This window comes from Microcoleus sp. LAD1_D3, assembly GCF_036702135.1.
Classification (GTDB): domain Bacteria; phylum Cyanobacteriota; class Cyanobacteriia; order Cyanobacteriales; family Microcoleaceae; genus Microcoleus.
In genome coordinates this window covers 1-21,466 of record NZ_JAUBSB010000067.1, presented here as the reverse complement: position 1 = coordinate 21,466, position 21,466 = coordinate 1, and the positions used below count along the sequence as shown (strand labels likewise).

General features: G+C 44.9%; 10 protein-coding genes. 2 read left to right on the top strand and 8 right to left on the bottom strand.

What is annotated here, in order from left to right; genetic code table 11:
• Positions 1–4: 4 nt before the first annotated feature.
• Genes dpdH through dpdE form a run of 4 tightly spaced genes read right to left on the bottom strand, consistent with a single transcriptional unit; the run spans position 5 to position 9,922 of the window.
• Positions 5–3,127 (bottom strand): protein DpdH, encoded by a 3,123-nt coding sequence (gene dpdH, locus QUA74_RS25380; RefSeq protein ID WP_333334602.1) that lies wholly within the window; start codon positions 3,125–3,127, stop codon positions 5–7.
• Positions 3,124–4,011 (bottom strand): protein DpdG, encoded by an 888-nt coding sequence (dpdG, locus tag QUA74_RS25375; RefSeq protein ID WP_333334600.1) that lies wholly within the window; start codon positions 4,009–4,011, stop codon positions 3,124–3,126. The genes dpdH and dpdG overlap by 4 nt, the downstream gene beginning before the upstream one ends.
• Entirely contained in the window at positions 4,008–6,554 is a 2,547-nt protein-coding gene (gene dpdF, locus QUA74_RS25370) for a protein DpdF (RefSeq protein ID WP_333334598.1), read from the bottom strand. Before dpdF ends, dpdG begins: the two co-directional genes overlap by 4 nt.
• On the bottom strand, positions 6,554–9,922 hold the full coding sequence (gene dpdE, locus QUA74_RS25365) for a protein DpdE (protein WP_333334596.1): 3,369 nt from the start codon (positions 9,920–9,922) through the stop codon (positions 6,554–6,556). The genes dpdF and dpdE overlap by 1 nt, the downstream gene beginning before the upstream one ends.
• Before the next feature lie 293 nt (positions 9,923–10,215).
• Between dpdE and QUA74_RS25360 the strand changes: the two genes are divergently transcribed.
• Positions 10,216–10,995, top strand: a complete 780-nt coding sequence (locus tag QUA74_RS25360; RefSeq protein WP_333334594.1) for an ABC transporter ATP-binding protein — start codon at positions 10,216–10,218, stop codon at positions 10,993–10,995.
• A 237-nt stretch (positions 10,996–11,232) separates the two neighbouring features.
• Here QUA74_RS25360 and QUA74_RS25355 read toward each other — a convergent pair whose 3' ends face one another.
• The gene (locus QUA74_RS25355) at positions 11,233–12,075 is read right to left on the bottom strand and encodes a PEP-CTERM sorting domain-containing protein (RefSeq protein WP_333334592.1); all 843 of its coding nucleotides are present in this window, start codon (positions 12,073–12,075) and stop codon (positions 11,233–11,235) included.
• A 317-nt stretch (positions 12,076–12,392) separates the two neighbouring features.
• On the opposite strand from QUA74_RS25355, the gene QUA74_RS25350 reads away from it, so the two are divergent.
• Entirely contained in the window at positions 12,393–13,100 is a 708-nt protein-coding gene (locus QUA74_RS25350; RefSeq protein WP_041623339.1) for an ABC transporter ATP-binding protein, read from the top strand.
• A 180-nt stretch (positions 13,101–13,280) separates the two neighbouring features.
• On the opposite strand, the gene QUA74_RS25345 is transcribed toward QUA74_RS25350, so the two are convergent.
• The 3 genes from QUA74_RS25345 to QUA74_RS25335 all read right to left on the bottom strand — a co-directional run bounded on the left by QUA74_RS25345 (position 13,281) and on the right by QUA74_RS25335 (position 20,738).
• A complete protein-coding gene (locus tag QUA74_RS25345) occupies positions 13,281–18,773 on the bottom strand; it encodes a response regulator (RefSeq protein WP_333334590.1) in 5,493 nt (1,830 codons plus the stop codon).
• A 91-nt stretch (positions 18,774–18,864) separates the two neighbouring features.
• Positions 18,865–19,080, bottom strand: a complete 216-nt coding sequence (locus tag QUA74_RS25340) for a hypothetical protein (protein ID WP_333334588.1) — start codon at positions 19,078–19,080, stop codon at positions 18,865–18,867.
• A gap of 242 nt (positions 19,081–19,322) precedes the next feature.
• Positions 19,323–20,738: a hypothetical protein gene (locus QUA74_RS25335; protein ID WP_333334586.1), complete on the bottom strand. Its 1,416-nt coding sequence runs from the start codon at positions 20,736–20,738 to the stop codon at positions 19,323–19,325.
• Positions 20,739–21,466 lie beyond the last annotated feature (728 nt).

Below are 21,466 nucleotides of genomic sequence, written 5' to 3'. Positions count from 1 at the left end.
TTGTCTATCCTTTAACCTCAGTAATTAGATTCCGCAGTTTAGCCAATCCATCTTGAATAGCTCTATGGCTCGATTCTACTGTTCCACCGCCTGACACTTCTAACTCCTCAATCCGGTTATTGACCTCGGTTAGAGAAGCATCAAGAAAATTATTGGTACTATTGAGAAATTCGGCAGATTCTGTCATTGCTTTTTGATGATTTTCGCTGAGATACTTCAGCAGCTTCCCAGGTTGAATGTGTGGACTATCTTTTTCAATTTGCAAGCGTTTCATGGTATCTACATAGCTAGAAAGCCCGATCGCCTTAAACTGTTTCAAGACAGATGTTAGGTCATCGAAACTCTTCCTTCCCCGAAATACAGCAGCGTCGCTTGCTCGCTCCATTGCCTGTTTTACAACATCAGAAACATCCTTTTTATTGATACCTTCTCCTAGTTCAGATACTAAAGAATAATAAACAGCGAGTTGCCGATCGCACTCTTCTTGAATCGCTTTTTCTAGCATTTCATCCACCGCTTGACGCGCTTTATCAATTTCCGAGAACTTCTCCCGAACATCAGCCGGAATTTCAGATTGAGGCTGCCAAGATTTGCTAACCTGCTTCAAAGGTTCCAAAATTTGAACAGTATCAATAATTTGAAATTGTGTAGAACTTCCTTTCGTGCAAGCGGTTCGACTCCTAACAATGTCTAGTAAAGCGTCGCGGTGTTTTTGTAAAGTACCAAATAGCTTTTTCCAAGTAGCTGAACGATTTTCTAAATCTTTGGGATCTAGTTTGAGAAACAAAGCATTGATCGAATGTTCAATCGAATGTTCAGTAGAATTGGTAGAATGTCCTGCCATTGTGGCGGCGATCGCCAGTAGTTCAACTGCCGCAGGGACAGGGTTCCAGGGTTCCCCAGACTCGCGGGGATACAGGCGAATTTGCTCTAAAACATATTGACTCCATTTTTCCAGTTGTTTAGCGTAGGTGCGAAAGTAGCGAGATCCATCGGGGAACTTCCAATGCTTGTAATGGTTGTATTGCAAAATACCTTGAAAGGCGATCGCCGTTTCCCGAAACTCATCTGCATCGTCAGGATTCAGAGGAAGAGATAGTTTAACTCCAGAAATCGTCTCCCTCGTCACTTTTCGACTATAAAAAGTAATATTTCTGCTTTTAAAATATGTCGTCCCACTACTAGCAAAAACCCCCTTAAGCAGCATTTCTGTATCCCATTCGATCCGCTCGCCGATAGCTGAGTAAATCAACGGCCGCAGTTCCCCAGCGATATCTTGCGGGAAACTTTCTTGAGTGTTGTTCCACCTATCAAGAAATTCTTTTTGCCTAGTCAGCTTGTCGGCAACTTGTCCGGCTGCTGCCAGATTTTTTTTAGTTTGAGATTGTGACTCAACTTGATACTTACTAACAGAAGACCTAGACTCTTTAGCACCCGAAATAGATGATGATTTTTTTGTAGGCTGAACCTTCACGCCCAGCGCCGGAATATCAAATGCAGAGTGAACTTCTGGGTGCAAATCACAAAACTCGTTACTATCCGTCCACAAATCTAGGAGAATCTGGCGGCGATCGCCATTTTCTGGATCTTTCGCTTGAATATCTCCCTGAACCATTGCACTCAGCCGCATCTTACCAAAGTGTTCTCGCACAGAAATAGTAGGAAACTCTCCGCCCTCGATATCAGCAGCAGAATTTTCTAGCGTCCACTTAAGAACATCTTTAATCAAAATCCGAGGGTTAAAATTGCCGGGATTTACTCTAGAAAGCATTTGTTCTAATGCTTCCGGAGTGAAAGGATACAAACCAAAACCGTCTGCTTCTGCAAAACCCGCATGACAAGCTAGTTTGTGTTCGCATTCATTGCAAGCACTAGGTAGAGATTCTCGATCCGAATCTGCGCGATTGCGAGAGTCAGCCCACCAATTTTGAATTGTTTTATCCTCCAAACGCACCGCGTTGAGATATCGACCCACAAATTGTTTGATATCTGCATAATTCACTAAAGATTGTTCGCCAACTGTGCCAAGGTCAAGATTAACGCTAAAAGTAATCCGCTGTTTTACAGTATCTAACCTCAGACTGTCAAAATAGCCCGTAGTACAAGCTAGCGCCGTTCGGATCGCGCACAAATGTTTGCCACCCGCTTGTTGAGGTCGCGCTAACACAGCTTCTAAAACTTCGCGATCGATGCCTTGCAATTTAGCAAAATCTTCAATCAGCAAAACTAACTCTATTCCTTGTTGGGCTAAAGTTTCGCGAACTTCCCCCATCAATCTTTGTAAATCTTCCCGCCCCAAGCTCAAAACCTGAGCTATGGCTTCATCTAAATGTCGGTTCAACCAATCTACAGTTGCCCTTTGAATATCCTCATCGCCGATGAGTAAGCTATAAAATTCCCGCGCAGACTGCCCAGCTTTTTGCAAGTTTAAAACATTGAGAGGCAAGTCATTTAGCGAAAAATGCCTCCGTTCTTCCACAACTTCTACCGTATCTCGCTGTCCGAGAATGTGGATAACTAATTGATGGATAATACCCCCATCCTTTAGCCAGTATTCTTTTCGGAAAAATGGATCGTATAGGAAAGAATCAACAGCACCAACTAGGTAATCTTCCACGTCCGACAGTTTTGTGCGATCGCCCCGACCATTTGGGCCAACAGCAGCCGCAAGCTGATTCAGAAGTTGTTCCCGCGCTTGGGCTTCTGTCAAGCTGCTAGTGGCTCGATTTAAACGCTGTCGGTATTCATCAAAAGTTGATCCTGCCATCCCTTCTAATATTAAACTGAGAATATCTTTGAGATTCGTTCCAATTTTGGGTATGAGCAAAACTCGGCGCTTTTGGGTCGATTTAATATTCGCAGCTAGCCAGCGAATCAGGTGAGATTTTCCCGTCCCAGAACTGCCTAAAACTGGCACGAAAGCGAAATCTTTTTCAGCGAGAAAGTCTTTCAGAAATTGTTCCTCACTGTAGGGAACTCGCGACGGTGCATCGATAAGTTCCTGGCGGTACATGGCGATCGGATGGTGAGTTGCCAGAAATATACTATCTGGAGTTTGCGTAGCCTCCACACCCATTACGCGGCGAACGCGATCGACATCCCAGCAAACAAATTTTGTAAATGTCATAGTTCTACTTCCGTCCGAATAATATGAGAAAATCCTTCTTCATTTCCTACCCCGGTAAAGATGAATAAATCGGCATCCGACTCTTTTACAAGCTTGATGCAACCATCATCCTGAAGGCGAAATAAAGCAAAAGCCGTGCTAGTTGATAAGTGATTTGGTAAGCGAAAACCAATCTTTTCTTCTACCTGTTCTCGAAATTTTCCAGTTTCAAACAGAGGACATTTTTTAGCTAGGCGATCGAGAAAATCTCGGATTGAAATTTTAGCTTTTGCTTGTCCTTGAAATAAATTATTTAAATTTCTTCTGAGATAAGCAGTTGGCTCAGCCACAACAAGTTTTTTGTTGGAATTTGAAGCATGACCCCAAGCAAACCCTAAATAACACATCCAGTCCTCGACTTGACCAAACAAACTATTGCTGGATATTTTCAAATCTAAAGACTCAGCAACTCCCTGCTCTGCGACACGCTGTTCTACTTCTTGCCATGTACCGGGAGCATCATAAATATCCTGTGCTAAATACCATGCTATTAACCGACCTAAATCTTCTTCATCTTCGTTATCAGAAGCAAACAATAGCTGTACCAGCGTATCGGGTAACAATTTATCACCCATTTTAGGATGTCGAGATGCTTCGGGAAGCTCAAAATTTATAGCAATATCATCATTTTCTGCGATTAATAAGCGACATTTTATGCTTTCTCGCAGTGCAGCATCAAACATCGGATGTTCGGCACTTTTGTTTCTCCCTTCTGACAATTCATGTGGAGAAAGCAGCCGAGTGAGTTTTTCCTTGTTTTCGCGCTGTTTGGGTGCTTCAAGTAAATATCTAAATATTCCTCGCATTCTGCTAGGAGTAGCCAAAGCAGTTTTTAAGACGCTCATAAATTAACCTCCCTACAAAAGTGGTCAAACATAAAAAGTTTCCCAGGAAAAATATCAATCAGCTTGCGGTCATCGCGGCTCGGATCGGGTGTATCGACAGGAAGCACGATAATCAGCGGAGCTTGAGAAGTTCTGTTGAGTGACAGATAGTTGTGAGGGATAGCCTTTCGGGGCGGATGAAAGATAAGGGTGGGAATGGGCGGCATCAGCAGAGGCTCGTATTTTTGAAACAAAAATATACAAGCATCAGCTATCCGATTTGTTTCTTCAATCAATATACTCTGAAATTCATCAGAAACCACCAGATTATTAATTCTCTGCTCGATTAGCCAGTGAAAAAGTTTAGGGCTTTTGAGTTTCCAGCTTTGAGTTTCAAGAGACTCATAGAAAATTAGCATTAATTTATTTCCTCCTAGCAATCGTTTTAGTTCTTCACCTACAAAAAAATTCGGTTTTTGCCATACAGGTAATGGCGCGGGCATAATTCCCGAAAACTCTGGTTCCCTGTTTTTTCTGCAAACAGGACATCCACAGCAAGTGGGAGAAACTTTGACCAGTTTTCTCGGTTCTGGCACTACACGGGCGGGAATAGTGTAAGCTTCAGCAAAGATTTCGGAAATACAGCGTTTCGGCCGCAAAACCTCGCGCATCAATTGCAGGTTTTTATAGCTCCAGTTTTGGCGTTGTTGGCGAATTGGCTCTACTTTATGTTCCCAAGTTTGACGATTCAGATGCGATTCATCTCGGATGCGGATGAACCGGGACTCTCTGTGCAGTTCCCAAGCTTCGTTATAAGCTGCTTCCGATTTAAAATTTCTTCTTCGCGGCGGTTCCTCGGCATCAATATCGATTAAACCCGATCGACTCATCAGCGTTAAAGTGCGGATGTTCCAAGCCTGATTCTGTTGGCTGTTCATGTCAATGTCTCCTGGTTGTAAGGATGGAGGAATATTGACGGGAACGCGAAACCGCCCATCGGGAAGAATTTCTTTCCTCAAAAACATACTTTTCCACCGCTGAAAACCCCGATCGATCGTTATGGCAGATTTGTCATTAAGCGATTTGGCAATCTCTAAGTCTTCATTGGTATGTAAGGTGAGCGAGATTGCTGCTTTGCCGTCTCGACCCCCTCGACCCACTTCTTGATAAAAGCGATCAATAGTTTCTGGGATGCAGACATGAAGCACGGCTCGAATATCTGACTGATCCACACCCAATCCAAAAGCAGAAGTAGCAACAACTATATCAACTCGTCTCTCGCGCAAATTTTCAATCAGTTGAGAGCGTTCTTCTGGGCTGGATTCCCCGGTCATAATCGCACACCGTTTGAATCCAGCAAACAATAAATCCTGTTGCCATCGCCGGACATCTTCGCGTTTGGTGGCGTAAACAATCAGAGGGCGGGGAAGATGATAAACCGCTTCAATTAATCGCTGTTTCCTGATTTCTTCACTTTGACACCAAGCAAACCAATAAGACGGTTCCGGTCGCAACTGTACGGCAGATATCACTTGAAACGGGCCGGGTTTCCCGAATAAAATTTCTAGGGTATCTAAACAGGATTCTGTTAAGGTTGCAGTCAGCAATAAAGTTGTAAAAGAAGTTAAGCGCAGCAAATCTCTTCGCAAACCTGGGAGTTCTTGAAAAGCGGGGCGGAATTCATCGCCCCACTGTTCGACGATATGCGCTTCATCTATTACGAAATACCGCAGCATTTCTGATTTTGCGGCTTCGTAAAGAGCAGGTGCGAGAGAATTCATCAAGCTTTCGGGTGATGTGAAAACGATTCGCTGAGTGCCGTTGCGAATGCGATCGCGAATTTCCTGCCGTCTCTCTTGTCCTTGCCCCAACTCGTCGCCATAATAGGCAGTGGCATGGTTCACAAAAGGTTTTAAAGCTCGTTCCTGGTCAATGGCTAGTGCTGTAGTTGGTACTACAACAACTGTTACACCAGCATTTTTCGATCGCACCAGCGCCGGCAGTTGAGCGCAAAGGCTTTTCCCCGATCCAGTAGGCAGGTTAATGGCGAGTGTCGAATTGTCAGGAGCCGTCAAAACAGCCCGAATTGCTTCACGTTGCCCTACACTCCGATACTTCTGCCAATTCACCAATTCCAGAAACGGATCTCCCTCTACTGGCTCGTAATTGCGGCGTTTTTTATCATCAAATACGGGTTTTTCAGGGGGATATTGTGCGGAAAAATCTAGCCAATCAGGCTGCCAAGGATGAGCGCTAATCAGATAGTAATCCGCACCTTCGATCAAAATATCGATCCCGCTTTGTTGCCACATTTCGCGATCTGGAAAAAGAGAAGTCCGAGGTACTTTCAAAGTTGGGGGTATCCCACCCTTTTGCTCGTATTCTCGCCGCAGAACCTGACGGATCAGAGCCGCAATATCTCCCATTCCCGGCGCATAAGAAGTTCCCGCAGCATCCAAAGTTTCCAGCAAGCGCCTGTAACCGACTTCTGAAAATTGACTTGTATCGGCAGGAATCTTACCTGTTTGGATAATTTCTCTGAGCTTTTGAAAAGAATCAGCCATCACTCATCTCCCCCTTCCTGAGATTCAACCGGAGGTCGCCCAGAAACTACAATGAATCCTACAGAATCAAGCTTGATTCGCGGATGGCGAATTCCTTCTAAAATAGCTTGACTTAACGCAGTTTCTATGTTGACTTCTTTTGCTAGTAAAGAGTGCGAAGTTTGTTCGCTTTCAGCCATTCGGTTGAGGCGCAGCCACAGTTGGTCTAGTCTATTGCCTAGTTTCTGGTCGGCGATTCGGGCGCGCTGTTCGCAGAGCGAGATGAAAAAAGTGCGATCGCGCAAGAGTATTTCCGAATTCTCACGCGCCTGACTGCACAAATCAGGCCACTTACTCTCATCAACAAACTCATTGAGAACCGATAATCGACTTTTTGCTAAATTATAATCTCGGCAGGGATGAGAACTTTTACCCTTGTACGAACCTTGCAGAATCTTCAAAACAGCTTCATCTTCAACAATGCTCATTGGTTCGTAGCGAGCATCAATAAAAATTGTCTCTAGGATTGGAGGAAATAACGCATCAGCGCGCCGTTTCACAGATACAAATCTACTTCGCTCCAGCTCAAAATCTGTTGAAACTTGCTGGGCTAATTCCAAATCAGCCTCGACTACATAATTAAAGCGAAAACCGAACCATTCCATCCCTTCCCCAGCATCCCAAGAGCGATCGCATCGCCATAGAGCAAATGCTTGACCCCTGTCATCCCAATGGATATAAGATGCTAGTGCTTCCACAAATCCTTCCCCAATACGGTAGAGGTTGACACCAGGATATTGAGTTGATATTCTCCGGTTATAAGTACCAGAGGGTTGTGCATAAGCAGCAAAGCGAGTTTGCAGATCGTGGATGGGAATTAGAGTGCGCTTAGTAGGTTGATAACGCCCTACTTTTTCTAAATTCGGATCGTCAATTTGTTTGAAGTGCAGTGCTTGACATATCCAGTCTTCTGTTGCTCGTTTAATTTCCTGATGGCGAGCATCATAATCATCTAAATATTGAAAATATTGGGTAGCGTTTTCATCCTGGGCATCTATTTCATCTAAAGCGTTTTGTTCGCTAATTTTTACCTGTTCTTCAGCAATTTCTTGTTGGATAGTCCCTATCATTTCCAATAGTCCACTAGCACCAGATTGAAACATAGTGGTTAGCAGTCCTGGTAGTTTTTCATCTACATAAAACTGGAGACTGGCAATTGATTGATGAAAGATGCCGAAACCGTCTTTTAATAATTGATACCAAGCATCGTGAGGGCTATCCTCTAAGTCTGAGCCTGCGAATACTGTAAATTGAACATTTAAAGGGCGACCAATGCGATCGATCCTACCAATCCTTTGTTCTAAACGATTTGGCGACCAGGGAAGATCGAAATGAATCATCCAATCAACAAATTGAAAGTTCCGACCTTCTTCAGCAGAGGAATCGCAAACAAGGATAAAACAATTTCGGTCATTTTTGAACTGGTTGAGGCTTTTCTCAACATGAGAACGAGACAGTCCTAATTGATGGCTAGCTACAGATGCCTGACCAAAGGTATCTGATAAGCACCGGAAAATTTCAGCGCCTGTTTGGGCAAAACTGGTGAAAATGACAATTTTAGGTAGGGGAGTTCCCGATATCGGTCGGCGAATTCGCTGTTGCACCTGTTCAAGTAATTTATGAAGGTTGCTGTGATAAGATTGAAGTTTAAAAGTCTCTGAAAGATGATACAGTATCACTATCTTTAGTAATTCGAGGCGAGATCCTTCTTCTGAAGGTTGCTGAATAATTCTTAGTAAAGATTGCAAAATCTGTTCTTCCCCAGAAAATTTAGGGGTTTCTGTCAGAATGCGGATATTATCAGCACCAAATTCTTGAATCAAGGCAGAATGGGAGATGCCGCTTAAACGGGTTTCGAGCACTTGCGCTAAAATCCCTAACCAAGTCCCGCTAGCACAGAATAAAAGTAGAAAAATTTGCTGATATAGTTGTTGGTTAGGAGCGACTGTGCGCCATTCATCAATTAGTTCGTGAATTTGGGGCGATCGCTCATCTAAGTCATACTCTACTTTTGGTGTCACATTTCGGGCAAAAATTACATCTTCCACCGCAGCGCGACGGTTGCGGAGCATTCGACGGTGTAACCGATAGGTGTCGCTGATGTGGGTGCGAATCGATCGCACAATTCGATCTCGATCGGCGGGGAGTGTTTCTGGAGAAACCAAACAATTTTGTAATTCCTCTACGAGATTTAGCAGATATTTATCTTCAGGAAAAAGGTTTCGCAGTTGGTTGAGGTTAGTTTTAAGCACAAACGGATTTGCTTTCTCTTTAAATGAGAGTAAAACTCGACCAATTTGTTGGCGGTTTTTCACCCTCGCACGAAAACCTTCTAAATCATCAAGTTGGTAGGTGCTCGGATCGAGTAGGTGCAGCATCGCCAGGAAATCTTGCTCGTGATTGAGAACTGGAGTTGCAGATAATAGAAGTAGGTGATCGCTTTTATGAGCAAGGTGTTTGCAAGTCTGGAAACGCCTGCGCTTTATCGAATCTGAAGAGGTCGCCATTGCTGCAATATGATGTGCTTCATCTAAAATCAGGAAGCCCAAATCGGCATTCGGGCTGACTCGATCGACATCCTCTACTGCAAGTACCTGGACACGATTGTCCAAGTCAGAGAGATAGAATTTATTTTCTAATTCTTGAAGCCACTGTTCCCGCAGGTATTGCGGTACTAGCACCACTGCACGTCCCTGCGGTTCATCGAGGAGATACTGGCGAAGAATAGCACCTGCTTCGATCGTCTTTCCCAGTCCAACTTCATCAGCTAAGAGGTAACGTTGAATGGGGTCTTCGAGTACGCGGCGGACAACTTCAACTTGATGAGGATAAAGGTCAATATTGGCAGAAATCAGCCCCGTCATCCCGCGACTGACAGCGCGTTGTTCGATGAGACACTGGACAAAAGCTAAACGTCGATCGTGAAAGTACGGCGTTTCCTGACCTTTCATCGCTAGAGTTTCTATGGGGTCATCGATGGGTAGGTTGCAACGAACGTAAATTTCCTGTTCAGCAACTAATGCTATCTTTTTATCGGGTAGGTCGATTCGATACTGACCTTTGTCTTCATCCCAGTCAAAAATTCTGCCAATTATCCATGTATCCTGGCTTTCGGGCTGGATGTAGCATCGTGTCTGAGGCGGGAGTTGAACTCTATAAAGCGAAGTTAAGGGTAAGGTTTTTTCAAGGCGTTGCCCAATTGAGCAGAAGTATTCAACCCTTGCTGTAGAGTAGGATAGCTCGGTAACTTTTCCGATTCCTAAGTCGTTGTTTGGCGATTTTTCTGCGGAGACAGTTCGCGATCGCACCAGCAAACCAAGCTTCATCATAGTTTCGGCCTCTACATTCCCTCTTACTAGAGTAGCCGATCCCCATGAAAAACTAGCAGTGTAATTTAATTTTCTACCCTTTTTGTCCTTACACTCAAAGGGAAACCTTAAACCGAAACGCAGTCATGAAGCTTAGCCCAAGACTTTCTGTAACGCATTCCGATCCCCAAATCTTTCCGTGTGGTAACGAGCATCCCACCACAGCCAAGCTGACGCACTTTAACAGAGCGGATTTGGTATTATATAGAATCCGAGCTATAACAGCTTAACTAATATTAGGAAACACAACCAAAATGTCATTATTAGAAGCACAGCAACTTACCATGCGATTCGGCGGTTTGACTGCGGTCAACCAGGTTAGTTTAACTTTGGAAAAAGGAGCGATCGCTAGTTTGATAGGGCCCAACGGTGCCGGAAAAACCACATTTTTTAATATGCTTACGGGCATCTATAAACCGAGTGGGGGGCAGTTGGTACTTGAAAATAAAAATATTACCGGTTTACCGCCCGATCGCCTGACAACTTTCGGCATTGCTAGAACTTTTCAAAATATCCGCTTGTTTAACAACATGACTGTGCTGGATAATGTGTTAGTAGGTAGACACTGCCGATTAAAAACAGGTTTGTTGGGTGCAGTTCTCCGCCCTCCGGCTGTGATTTTAGAAGAACGGAAAGCTAAGAAAAAAGCCTTGAGTATGCTGGATTTTGTCGGTTTAGGTGCTTCTAAAGCGCCGGAGTTGGCAAAAAACCTTTCCTACGGCGACCAGCGGAGATTGGAAATTGCGAGGGCCTTGGCTTCCGATCCCAAAGTGCTGCTTTTGGACGAACCAACTGCGGGGATGAACCCGAACGAAACGGCTGATTTAACTCGCTTTATTTACCGGATTCGCGATGAGTTGGATTTGAGTATTTTGCTGATTGAACATGATATGAAGGTGGTGATGGGAATTAGCGATCGCGTTAGTGTTATGGAGTACGGTACTAAAATTGCGGAGGGTACTCCGGCAGAAGTTCGCGCCGATCCTCGCGTGATTGAGGCATATTTGGGAAAAGAAGAAGATGGACATGGATAATGGGTATTGTGTGCCGACATATAAGTGAGGTGGGCAGTGTTATCCTCGGAAGAAGCGATATAATGTTCAGCCAATTAACCCAATAAAATTAGGGGCGGGTTTCACCAACAGTCTGTCATTCAAACAGATAATATTTATCAACCCGCCCACGGCGACAGCATTTTATAACGAGCAATTCAACGGAAACGATATGAGGTGCGCCTTGCACACCCTACGGATTAACATTCGGGGTTTTTCCTAAACTTTTGATTTGACTTCCGACTTTGTTTTCTTGTGTTTTCTCTGCCTGACAAACAATCCTAAAAATATTGCAGTACCTAATACTGTGCTCGGTTCTGGAACTGCTTCTGCTTCTGCTTCTGTCTTTGCCATATTGTTCTTAACTTCTACTAACCTTAAGTTAGTGGCGCTGTTGAATGTGCGCGAATATACCCCAGAAGTATACAGGAGGCTAGCTGCTGCATTTTCTTGAGCCAGAAAATTAAAGTTAATTTGTGTGGGTTTAAAGCTGTTGCTAACGAAGGCATTTGCAGAAAAGCCACTAGAAGAGTCTAAACCGATGGCCAAGTGAAAAGAGTCTAACAAAATGTTAGTAACAGTGTTAATCACCAAGAAAGATATACTGCCCTTCGCCCTGGCGCGTTCGGATTGGGGGTTGTCAACTGATGTTAAAAGAGCTAAAAATGTCTGAAAAGTGAAGGAAAAAGTTTCTTCGGCATCAATGAAGAAGTCGCCGATAACTGCTGCTTGGCTTTGGGCTAAACCGGAATAGTTATGCCCGCTGCCTATGACTCCACTTTGCGAGAGATTGGCTGCCAGCAATTCGTGACAGTTAGATATAAAAACTGCATCAGCGTTCGCTTCGCTAATAACTGAACCGGTGTTAGCTATTGTCTGAGCGTAAGTGTTAGTAACTGTACCTGTGTCACTCGGTGTGTGACTGAAGTTGTCAATGGTTACCGCTGCCGCAGAACCGGCTATTGTGGCAGCATTGCTGGGTGCTATACCTACACTCAAGCTGGTTACTAAAGGAGTTGCTAATAAAAATGCGATCGCTCCGGTACTGTGATTGAATTTCATGGTGAATCTCCTTAAATTTGAAAATTTTTAAGTGCGGTTATTGGTAATTTGTAGCGCTTGGTGGCGCTTACGTATTAATACTACCTACTTACTTAGAGATTTTTGTAAAGCTACTGTCAAGAAATCTGGTGTTTAAGTAAAAATTCTGTAAAGTTGGTCGCCACAGCTACTAAAAATACATTGTATGGGAGCTAGGGCTGGTGTTGACCTAAGTAAAATTACTGATTACTCTAAAAAAAGTTAATTTTAAATAAATGCAATAAAAATTTATAATTAGTCTGGATAATATAATAAAGCACAAAGCAGAAAGAGTAATTATGTTGGAAATTAAAGACATTCACACTTACTACGGAAATATCCACGCTCTCAAAGGAGTATCGCTAACAGTCTCGCAGGGAGAAGTTGTGACATTAATCGGCAGCAACGGGGCGGGGAAAACGACCACTCTCCGCACGATTCAAGGACTGCTTCGCCCGCGCCAAGGCACTGTATTATTTGAGGGAAAGCCTTTAGAAGCACTATCTACAGAGGCGATCGTCCGTTTGGGGATTTCTCAAAGTCCCGAAGGGCGGCTGATTTTTCCGCGAATGACGGTGCAAGAAAACCTAGAAATGGGTGCTTATCTCCGCAACGATACTCTCGGTATCAAGTCCGATATGGAAAAAGCATTAAATTTATTTCCTCGTTTGCGAGAAAGAATTAGTCAAAAAGGGGGAACTCTCAGCGGCGGCGAACAGCAAATGTTGGCGATCGCCCGCGCTTTGATGTCGCGCCCCCGCTTGTTATTATTGGACGAGCCGAGTATGGGATTGGCACCGATGTTAGTCAGTCAAATTTTTGCGATCGTCCGCGATATTAATGCTGAAGGAACAACTATTTTACTGGTGGAACAAAACGCCCGCATGGCTTTAAGTGTAGCCCATCGCGGCTATGTTATCCAAACTGGTCAGGTTGTAGTCGCTGGTAGTGCTAGCGATTTGCAGTCAAATGAAACTGTTCGCAAAGCATATTTAGGTGAAAGTTAAATATGGGCATTGGGCATTGGGCATTGGGCATTGGTTATTGAAACTGACAACTAACAACCAAAAACCAACAAATAACAAATAATATCGTTTCCGGTTGCATCGGTATTGTTCAAACAGTCAACAGTCAACAGTCAACAGTCAACAATTCCGGAGGAGTGCAACCGGAATTGATATAACAAATTACCCCATTTGCGATCGCAACTTCCCCGTTTCCAATTCCGTCTCAAAAGCCACCCGCACCTTTTCCCACTCCGCTTGGGCTTCCAACAGGCGATCGCGCGCCGTACTCACATCAAAAACCTGTTCCCCTCCAGACTCAACCGCCACGCGACCCATATACTCCAACTCCTTGCAAACAGCAGAAAAAGACACCGCTCCTAAATTGGCGCTGCTCGACTTCAGCGTGTGAGAAGCCAGCTTCAAACTATCAGCATCGCCCAGAAAAATAGCCTCCTTAATAGTTTCTAAATGTTGCGGTGCGTCTACCAAATATATTTTAATCAGCTCCCCCAAAAAATCTGGGTCTTCATCATCATCTAGCTCGCGGAGATTTTGCAAAATATGAAAATCAATCGGCGAATCTGCTCCCGCTTGAACGCTCGAAGATGCCGCCGTATCACTGTCAACTTGATCAGAAATATCTTGATTTTTTTGCTCAGTAACCGCATCCAATTCATCCCGAATCAGAGGTGAACACTTGCTCAAGGCGATCGCCAACTCTTCCCGGCGTACCGGCTTAGTAATATAATCGTCCATACCTGCTTCCAGACACTTTTCGCGATCGCCCTGCATCGCATTAGCAGTCATCGCAATAATTCTCGGCTTCTTGTTAGCAGGCCATTCCTGACAAATGCGGCGCGTCGCTTCCAACCCATCCATGTTCGGCATCTGCACATCCATCAGCACAACATCGTAAGATTGCCGCTTCAGCGCCTCCAAAACCTCCAACCCATTAGCTGCAATATCAGCCCGATATCCTATCCTGTCGAGTAAATGTGTAGCGACTTTTTGATTCACCACATTGTCCTCAGCCAGCAAAATCCGAATCTGACTAGAATTAGCTGCATCCTGTCCGGCAGAATTCGCCGCAACCTGCCTCAAAACAGCAGGCGTCCGCTGCACGCGGTGCTGTTCTTGAGAATTTTCAAAATACTTCAATCCCGAAGTCAAAGTCACCACATTTGAAACTTCTCCCCTGCCGCTTCGACCAGTAACATATCCAAAAACTTGCAGCAACACATTATAAAACTGGGACTGTTTTAAAGGCTTAGTTAAAAAAGCCGAAAAATGTACTTCTGTAGTTTCAAGTTTTTTCCAAACTTCCGCCTTACTTAAATAAGTAAACAGCACCAAAGGTAGCGCTATTTTGCGAGAGTTTTTAACGATGACATTCGGATTTAGACCGTCGCCGCCGGACAAATTGCTCAGCTCAAATTTCCGAATCTCCACAGCCAAAGCCACACCGTCCATATCTGGTAGATTCATCGCCAAAATAGCTAAATCGAGCGGCGAGTTTCCTTTGATGATTTCCAAAGCCTCAGCACCCGAAGTTACAGCCACGGGTATCATTCCCCAAGACTCTGCCTGCCGGATCAAAACTTGCCGGTTAATGGCATGATGCTCAACAATTAACAAGCGCTTACCAGCGGCAAATTCCGGCCTTTTTTCCTCAACCTGGATGTCATTGGCTTCAGCAGTCACCGTGAAATAAAAAATCGAACCCGAACCCGATATCGACGGCGAAGTGAAGTCTGCCGGCGACCTTCCAGCGATACTTTGTCCGATCGCAGAAACTCCCGGTTGAGACTTAGAACTTCCCGGAGTAACCTGGCTGACAACCCACATTGTACCGCCCATCATATCGCTCAAACGCTGGCTGATAGCCAGTCCCAAACCCGTCCCGCCGTAATGTCGCGTTGTCGAAGCATCCACCTGCGAAAAAGCTTTAAACAGGCGATCCATCCGGTCTGGCGGAATGCCAATTCCCGTATCTTGGACAGCAAATTGAATCTCGTATTGTCGGCTACGTGCCAACTCTCCCTGGTTAATTGCTAGCGGTTGTGGCGCTAGAATATTAATTTTATCTGGCGAACTGTTAGCAGCTACCTGTTCAATTTGCCTAGCCGTACAGCACACCACAATTTCTCCAGATTCTGTAAACTTAACTGCATTACCTAGCAGATTTACCAAAATTTGGCGCAGCCTCGTGACATCTCCTAAGATGTTTTTCGGAACAGAATCATCAATAAAGTAAGCCAGTTCTAAACCTTTTTCTGAGGCTCTAGGAGCAAGTAATTCCAGAGATTCTTCTATACAGTTTTGCAGCTCGAAGGGGCTGCGTTCCAAATCCAATTTTCCAGATTCAATCTTGGAAAAGTCGAGAATATCGTTAATAATAGTCAGCAAAGCATCGCCGCTAGTACGAATTGTCTCCACAAAATCCCGCTGTTCAGGAGTTAGTTCCATATCCAGCAGCAAGCCCGTCATCCCGATTACCGCATTCATCGGAGTGCGGATTTCGTGACTCATAGTCGCTAAAAATTCGCTCTTAGCTCTATTAGCAACTTCCGCCGCTTGTCGGGCTTGATCCAAAGCTTCATTTTGCTCGGCTAACTGTCGCTGTCGCTGAACTTCCGTTTCTAAAAGTTGTGCTTGAGCTAAGGTAATGCCAACTTGAGCGGCAACATCTTCTAATAGTTCAATTTCGTCGGGATTCCACTGGCGAGTTGCATCGCACTGGTGCAAAGTAATAATTCCATTCGGTTCTCCTTGATAGGAAGTGCGAACAGCCAACATAGATTTTAATCCGATGCGGCGACACATCGGCCCCGAAGATTCAAGCAAAGGATCGGCAAACACATCGGGAGATGCCAGGGCGATATCTTCAGCGAGGAGTTTTTCTGTGTAGGGGTTATAAGTGACAGAAAGTTCTAAATCTAAAGCCGATTCGTGACCGGGTTCTAAGTATTCGGCGACGCAAGGAAGGTGGGGATAAGGTTCGGAAAGATAGGTGTGGATTGTACAGCGATTGACACCAAATACGCGGCCGATTTGGGTGGCGGTAGTTTGAAAAATTTCTTGAGTATCTAAGGTCGATCGCACTTTTTGAGTAATTTGTTTGAGTAGTAAAACGCGCTGGTACTGACGTTGCAGAGTTCGCTCTCGCTCTTCGCGGGCAATTTCTGCGCCGATGTAATTGCCCATCAACTTTAAAATTTCAAAATTCAGCGGTTTAAAAGGAGATTTAGTCGTGCGGGAAGTAAAGCTCAAAGTGCCAAAAATTCGCCCTTGCACTATTACCCTCATCCCCACAAAAGCCTCCAACTTGCGGACGCTGTAAGCGGGGTGGTTGCGCCACTGAGTAGTGCCGGCTGATTCGACAGAAATAGGTTCACTCGATCGCAAAACCTCTCGCTCAAAGGTTCTGCTCAAAGCAAAACCGTCTCCTTTAGCAAATCCAAAGGGAAAATCTTCCGGTACATAAGCCGAAATCACTTCGTAGCGATCGCCCAAAACCCTGCCCAACAGCCCGATATCCATCCCAAACTGACTGCAACCCATTGCCAGCAACCGGATCGTTCGATCGTCAAAAGAGCCTTCCGAGGTCACCATTACCTCGTAGAGCGATCGAATTGCCCGCTCACTTTCCCGCAGTTCCTCAACTCCTTCGAGGCGGTTGCACACATCGTGCAAAGTCCCGAAAATTCCCGCTATTTCGCCTTGAGAATTCTGCCGTACTTGGGCAAATATTTCAACGGAAACAAAGCCGGAATCACTGTGAATTCCCAAGGAGTTTTTCCCCGAAACCGACTTGGACTTAAATCGCACTTCTCGCCGTTCAAATTCCGATTTCCCGGACAGCAAAGACTCCAATAAATTTGCACATTGCTCGCGTTCATCTGGATGCACCCAATCTAAAAAATTAGTTTGCAAACTTTCGGAAACCGAAAAATTTGTAATTTCCGTCCAAGCGTGGTTAAGAAATATCCAAACTCCCGCCGCATCTATCTGGAAAATTACTGTTGCTTTCAAAGAGTCAAATAGTTGGAACTGCTCCCGATCGCGATCGCGGTTTTTGACTTCAAACTGCTTGTTTGGAGTAATATCGGTATGAGTTCCTACTACCCGCAGCGGTTTGCCAGTAGCGCTGCGTAAAACTTGACCCCGGTTCAGCACCCAGACAGTGCTGCCGTCTTTACAGTACATCCGATATTCTGCTGCAAAATCCGGTGTTTTTTGGGCGAAGTGTTCTTCTAAAGCTGCCTTTACCAAGTCAATATCATCTCGGTGGATGCGACTCCACCATTCCGATCGGCGATTCGAGATTTCCCCTTCTTGGTAGCCCAGCATTTCTTGCCACCGGGCCGAATAAAAAAACTCATCTGTTTCGAGGTTCCAATCCCAAATCCCCGGATTGTTGACTGCGGCGGGGACATTTTGGCGCTCTACAAAACTGTTTTGAGAAATTTCAGCACCGAGGTGGCGATTGGCTGCCGGAAGCTGTATTTCTGCTGAGAGTTTTTTGTATTGAGCGTTGCTAGATTCTAGCTGGCGCTGCAAAGCGATCAAGCCAGAATGCAGAGATTTTGAATCCAGCGCTTGTAAAAGGATAGTTTTAGGATTGATAATCCCGATCGGGTGATTTGTTTCGTTGATGACTAATAAAGGCAACTGGCAGTAGTGTTTTTGCAGCAGCGCGACGGCTGCTTCGAGGGTAGAGTGCGATCGCACCAGCGGTGGCGAACTGCTGCAAATTAATCCCGCTTTAATTTTGTTAGAGTCTCTTCCCAGTGCTTGCAACTGCACAATATCCCGCGAACTTACCACCCCAACCAGTTTGTGAAGGTTGGGATTTGTAAATTTGGAGTTGTGAGCCGCACCAGTCGAGTGTTGATCGGGGGTTTCAGTGATTAATACATAACTAACATTATGTCTAAACATCAGTTGCGCCAAATAGCGAACCGAAGAATTAGAAGGAGCGTGAATTATTCGTGAGGCTGCGATTTGAGGGATTTGATAAAGTTTAATTAAACTTGCAGGTAGCTCTAATTTCTGATTCACAATTGGCAGCGGCGGAGGGAACGCGAAAGCCGCAGGTGGCGAAGCGCTGCTAATTGCTTTTGGTGTCGATTCCCCAATTCCCTGCAACATTTGCACCAAGCTTTGAGAGCTAATTAAACCGACAAGTTCTTCAGTGTCGCTGACGACGGGCAAATGGCTGATCTGATTTTTCTCCAGCAGATTTGCTAAGGCAAAAAAGTCGGGAATTTCCGATTCTCGGGCTACAGTTACGCTTCTGATCATGATTTGCTCGATCGCAAATCCCCTCAAAGCAGCGCCGATCGAATTTAGCTGTACGATATCTCGCGCTGTAAAAATCCCCAGCACTGTCTGGCCGCCCGCATAGGGAGCTTTTGAGCCGTTGAGACGCAGCCCGTTGCCTCCTGCGTGTACCGCACGCGGTACGCCGTTGTAGAAACCCGACTGTTCCCGCGATTGTGGGGAAGTCCCGTTCGTGGGATTTCCCAGTTGAGAATTCCCGCGCGGTTCTACCACGAGGACGTAACTGGCTCCTGTGCTGCTCATCAGCTCGATCGCCTTTTCTACGGGCGTCTCAGGGGTGACAGTGAGGGGATTGCGGTTGATGACCTGACTGAGGGAGGGAATAAACATCAGGGGGCATAAAAGTGATATTTGTTGGAAAAACCCGATCGCAAGCAGCAGATTGATTGAGAGGCTTTGTCCGCGAGATTTCCAAGCGCGCTCAAAGTTTCTGTACGATTAAACTCACGCCTACTTCCAGCATCTTGGCATTTAAAATTAATTCCGTGCCATATCCTGATAATTGACAGCTTCTGACTTTCAGAACCAATGCTATCTGCCAGATGGCCCAGATGAAGGCGGGCGAGTAATTCCTCGCCTCGCCTAACTGCTGCGGGTTTACGAGCAAGAATTTTTGCCATTGTCTAGACTGCACCATACTTTCTGCCCCTCAACGGAACTCTCGCTCGCATTCTGTTTGAGGCAAGATACCTATAGGCTACCAATTTACCAGCGACAGGAGGGGAATCACAATAGGACGACTTAGGTATGGCAACTGTGCAATTAGGGGTTCGAGGGTTCCAGGGTTCCAGGGTTCCAGGGCCAAACAGGCAGAAAATAAATAATTCTGAGCATAACTAATTCTATCTTATCCCAATTATGGCCCAGAGGATTTGAGCTTCAATTCTCGCGATCGAACTTGATGAGAATAGCGCTGTTCCCCGCCAGTGCAAAACTAGCATTTCCGCCCTTGGGCCTTAAGTTACCAACAACCTCATCCATTTTTTTAGAACTAAACTCCCGCACCGTGCCATTACCAGTTTTTATCAGAGCCGAAATATCAGCATTAACAGTGTAAGATGTTGCTCGGTCATTGACAACCAGCAAGTAAACATTCTTGCTAGCATCAAGAGTTGCAACTGCCATTAAATCCGAACTGTTAGTGATAGGAAAAAAGGTAGGTTTCCCGCCCTGCAAAGCCCTAATTCCCATCCGCAAAGCATAGTAGCCCGCGCGCCGTTTTCCCCCATCCCCTAGCAAACCTTCCGCCAGTCCCAGCTTTCCCCAGTCGTACAAACAGAATATGTGACTGCCGTCAATATAATTATCCCCCGGTTGGGAACCTCGAATCAAATTCTTAATCAAATTTAAAGCTAAAGATAAATCGCCGTAGCTAATCTCGTAACTTCCCCATTCTCCTACCCAAAGCTGCGAGTTAGCGCGGACAGTACCGTTCATCCAGCCGCGCACTTTGCGGGTGTAGTTAGAAATATCTGCATCGTAGTTGTGGACATTGACTGTATCGAAATAATTCGGTATTTCCTGCAAAGCACTAGCAGGCCAATTGCTGCCACCTATGGTTTTCGGGCCGTGGATGCAGTAAGTGCGATCGGGCAAATAAGTTTTATAAACAAAGTCGATCGCATCTTTTGCCACCTTAACCAATTCAAAATAGTCAGCCCTAGTCCCGCCCCAACCCTGATCGCGATTGTCCGGTTCGTTGTGAATTTCCCAATCATCAACGCGGTAATCATTGCGAACATTCAGCCAATAAACCGTAGCAAAAATGTGTTCCCACCACTCGTTCCAATCTTCTCCTGTGCGCGGCGGATTCAGTTGCAGCGCCCAACTCGGATTCCAGCTATTATCAACATTCCGAATACTCACCACCGGGCGAATATTTGCTTGTTTGAGACTATTAAAAATAGTTTTGGCATTGCCTTGCCAAACCGTACCGGGTTGTCCCGACCACCAATAATCGCTACCCTGGGGCGGATGAGTCATAATCTGATCCCAATGGACCCAATTAATTATATTTGGATTTGTCTTAATTTCGTCAATAGATGGCCAACCGTATTTACCGTCGTCGTCTTCGGGTTCCCACCGGGACATCCCGCCGTAAATGCGGTAGGTATTAATTCCCAAATCTTGCAAATCTTTGATGTCGAAATTGATATTGCCCTCGACTGCACCGATGTAGCGAGTGCTGACACCCGCAGCAGTACCGGAAATTTTAATTGTTTCGATGTTTTGAGCAAAAATTGTCGTTCCGCTGAACAACTCTAGGCTGAGGGCAATTAAAAGGCCTAGAAACAAGTTCAGAATTCTATTTTTTGATAACACGTGATTATTAACTACTAATTTAGGTTATTTTATGCCCGAGGTAAAGAGACCCCTCGCTAATCTAACTCGACGGGCGATCGAGTTTGTTAGCTGTTGTAATAAAAAAGCATTAACTATACCAATTTCAATAATTAATACATAAAGTAAAATAGCACGGGTAGCAGTCAAAAGTGAAGGTTCACCTCGAACAACCACAGTAAAATATTTGGGTATAAGAATTAACCCTATAAATTGCGTTAAATATCTGGCGGGGTGACAACGCCGCCGGAAACCCAGACAGCGCTCATATTTGATCGACTTGTGTTAAAAAAAGATAGGTCAAACTAAAGTTACACTCGGCCTATCAAAATATATGTTACCTAAATTTTATCAGACTCACTTTCAAAGACAACTATCCCGCTGTCAGTTTTTAGTTCTAGAAATAGTGCTTAACCTCCAGCCCTGTCAAGGTAGGTCTTAAAATCTCTCTAATAGTCTAGGGATTGGGAATTCAGGCTTGAGGCTTTAAAAATTTTTACTCTATTAACCAGCCCTGTCAAGGTGGTGAATAAGACCCTCAAACCCTTGAAATATCGAAGGCTGCGATCGTTAAATCTTCTTCTTTTAACAGGTGATTAAGAATAAACTAGTACAGCATGGCGGAAATAAAGTACCTATTTTATGGGAGACTGGGGCTAAGTGAGATAAATTGCACTCAGAAC

Bases quoted from the DNA above. Each gene is read 5' to 3' on its own strand.
- dpdH (WP_333334602.1), bottom strand. From the start codon at position 3,127: ATGACATTTACAAAATTTGTTTGCTGGGATGTCGATCGCGTTCGCCGC.
- dpdG (WP_333334600.1), bottom strand. From the start codon at position 4,011: ATGAGCGTCTTAAAAACTGCTTTGGCTACTCCTAGCAGAATGCGAGGA.
- dpdF (WP_333334598.1), bottom strand. From the start codon at position 6,554: ATGGCTGATTCTTTTCAAAAGCTCAGAGAAATTATCCAAACAGGTAAG.
- dpdE (WP_333334596.1), bottom strand. From the start codon at position 9,922: ATGATGAAGCTTGGTTTGCTGGTGCGATCGCGAACTGTCTCCGCAGAA.
- QUA74_RS25360 (WP_333334594.1), top strand. From the start codon at position 10,216: ATGTCATTATTAGAAGCACAGCAACTTACCATGCGATTCGGCGGTTTG.
- QUA74_RS25355 (WP_333334592.1), bottom strand. From the start codon at position 12,075: ATGAAATTCAATCACAGTACCGGAGCGATCGCATTTTTATTAGCAACT.
- QUA74_RS25350 (WP_041623339.1), top strand. From the start codon at position 12,393: ATGTTGGAAATTAAAGACATTCACACTTACTACGGAAATATCCACGCT.
- QUA74_RS25345 (WP_333334590.1), bottom strand. From the start codon at position 18,773: ATGTTTATTCCCTCCCTCAGTCAGGTCATCAACCGCAATCCCCTCACT.
- QUA74_RS25340 (WP_333334588.1), bottom strand. From the start codon at position 19,080: ATGGTGCAGTCTAGACAATGGCAAAAATTCTTGCTCGTAAACCCGCAG.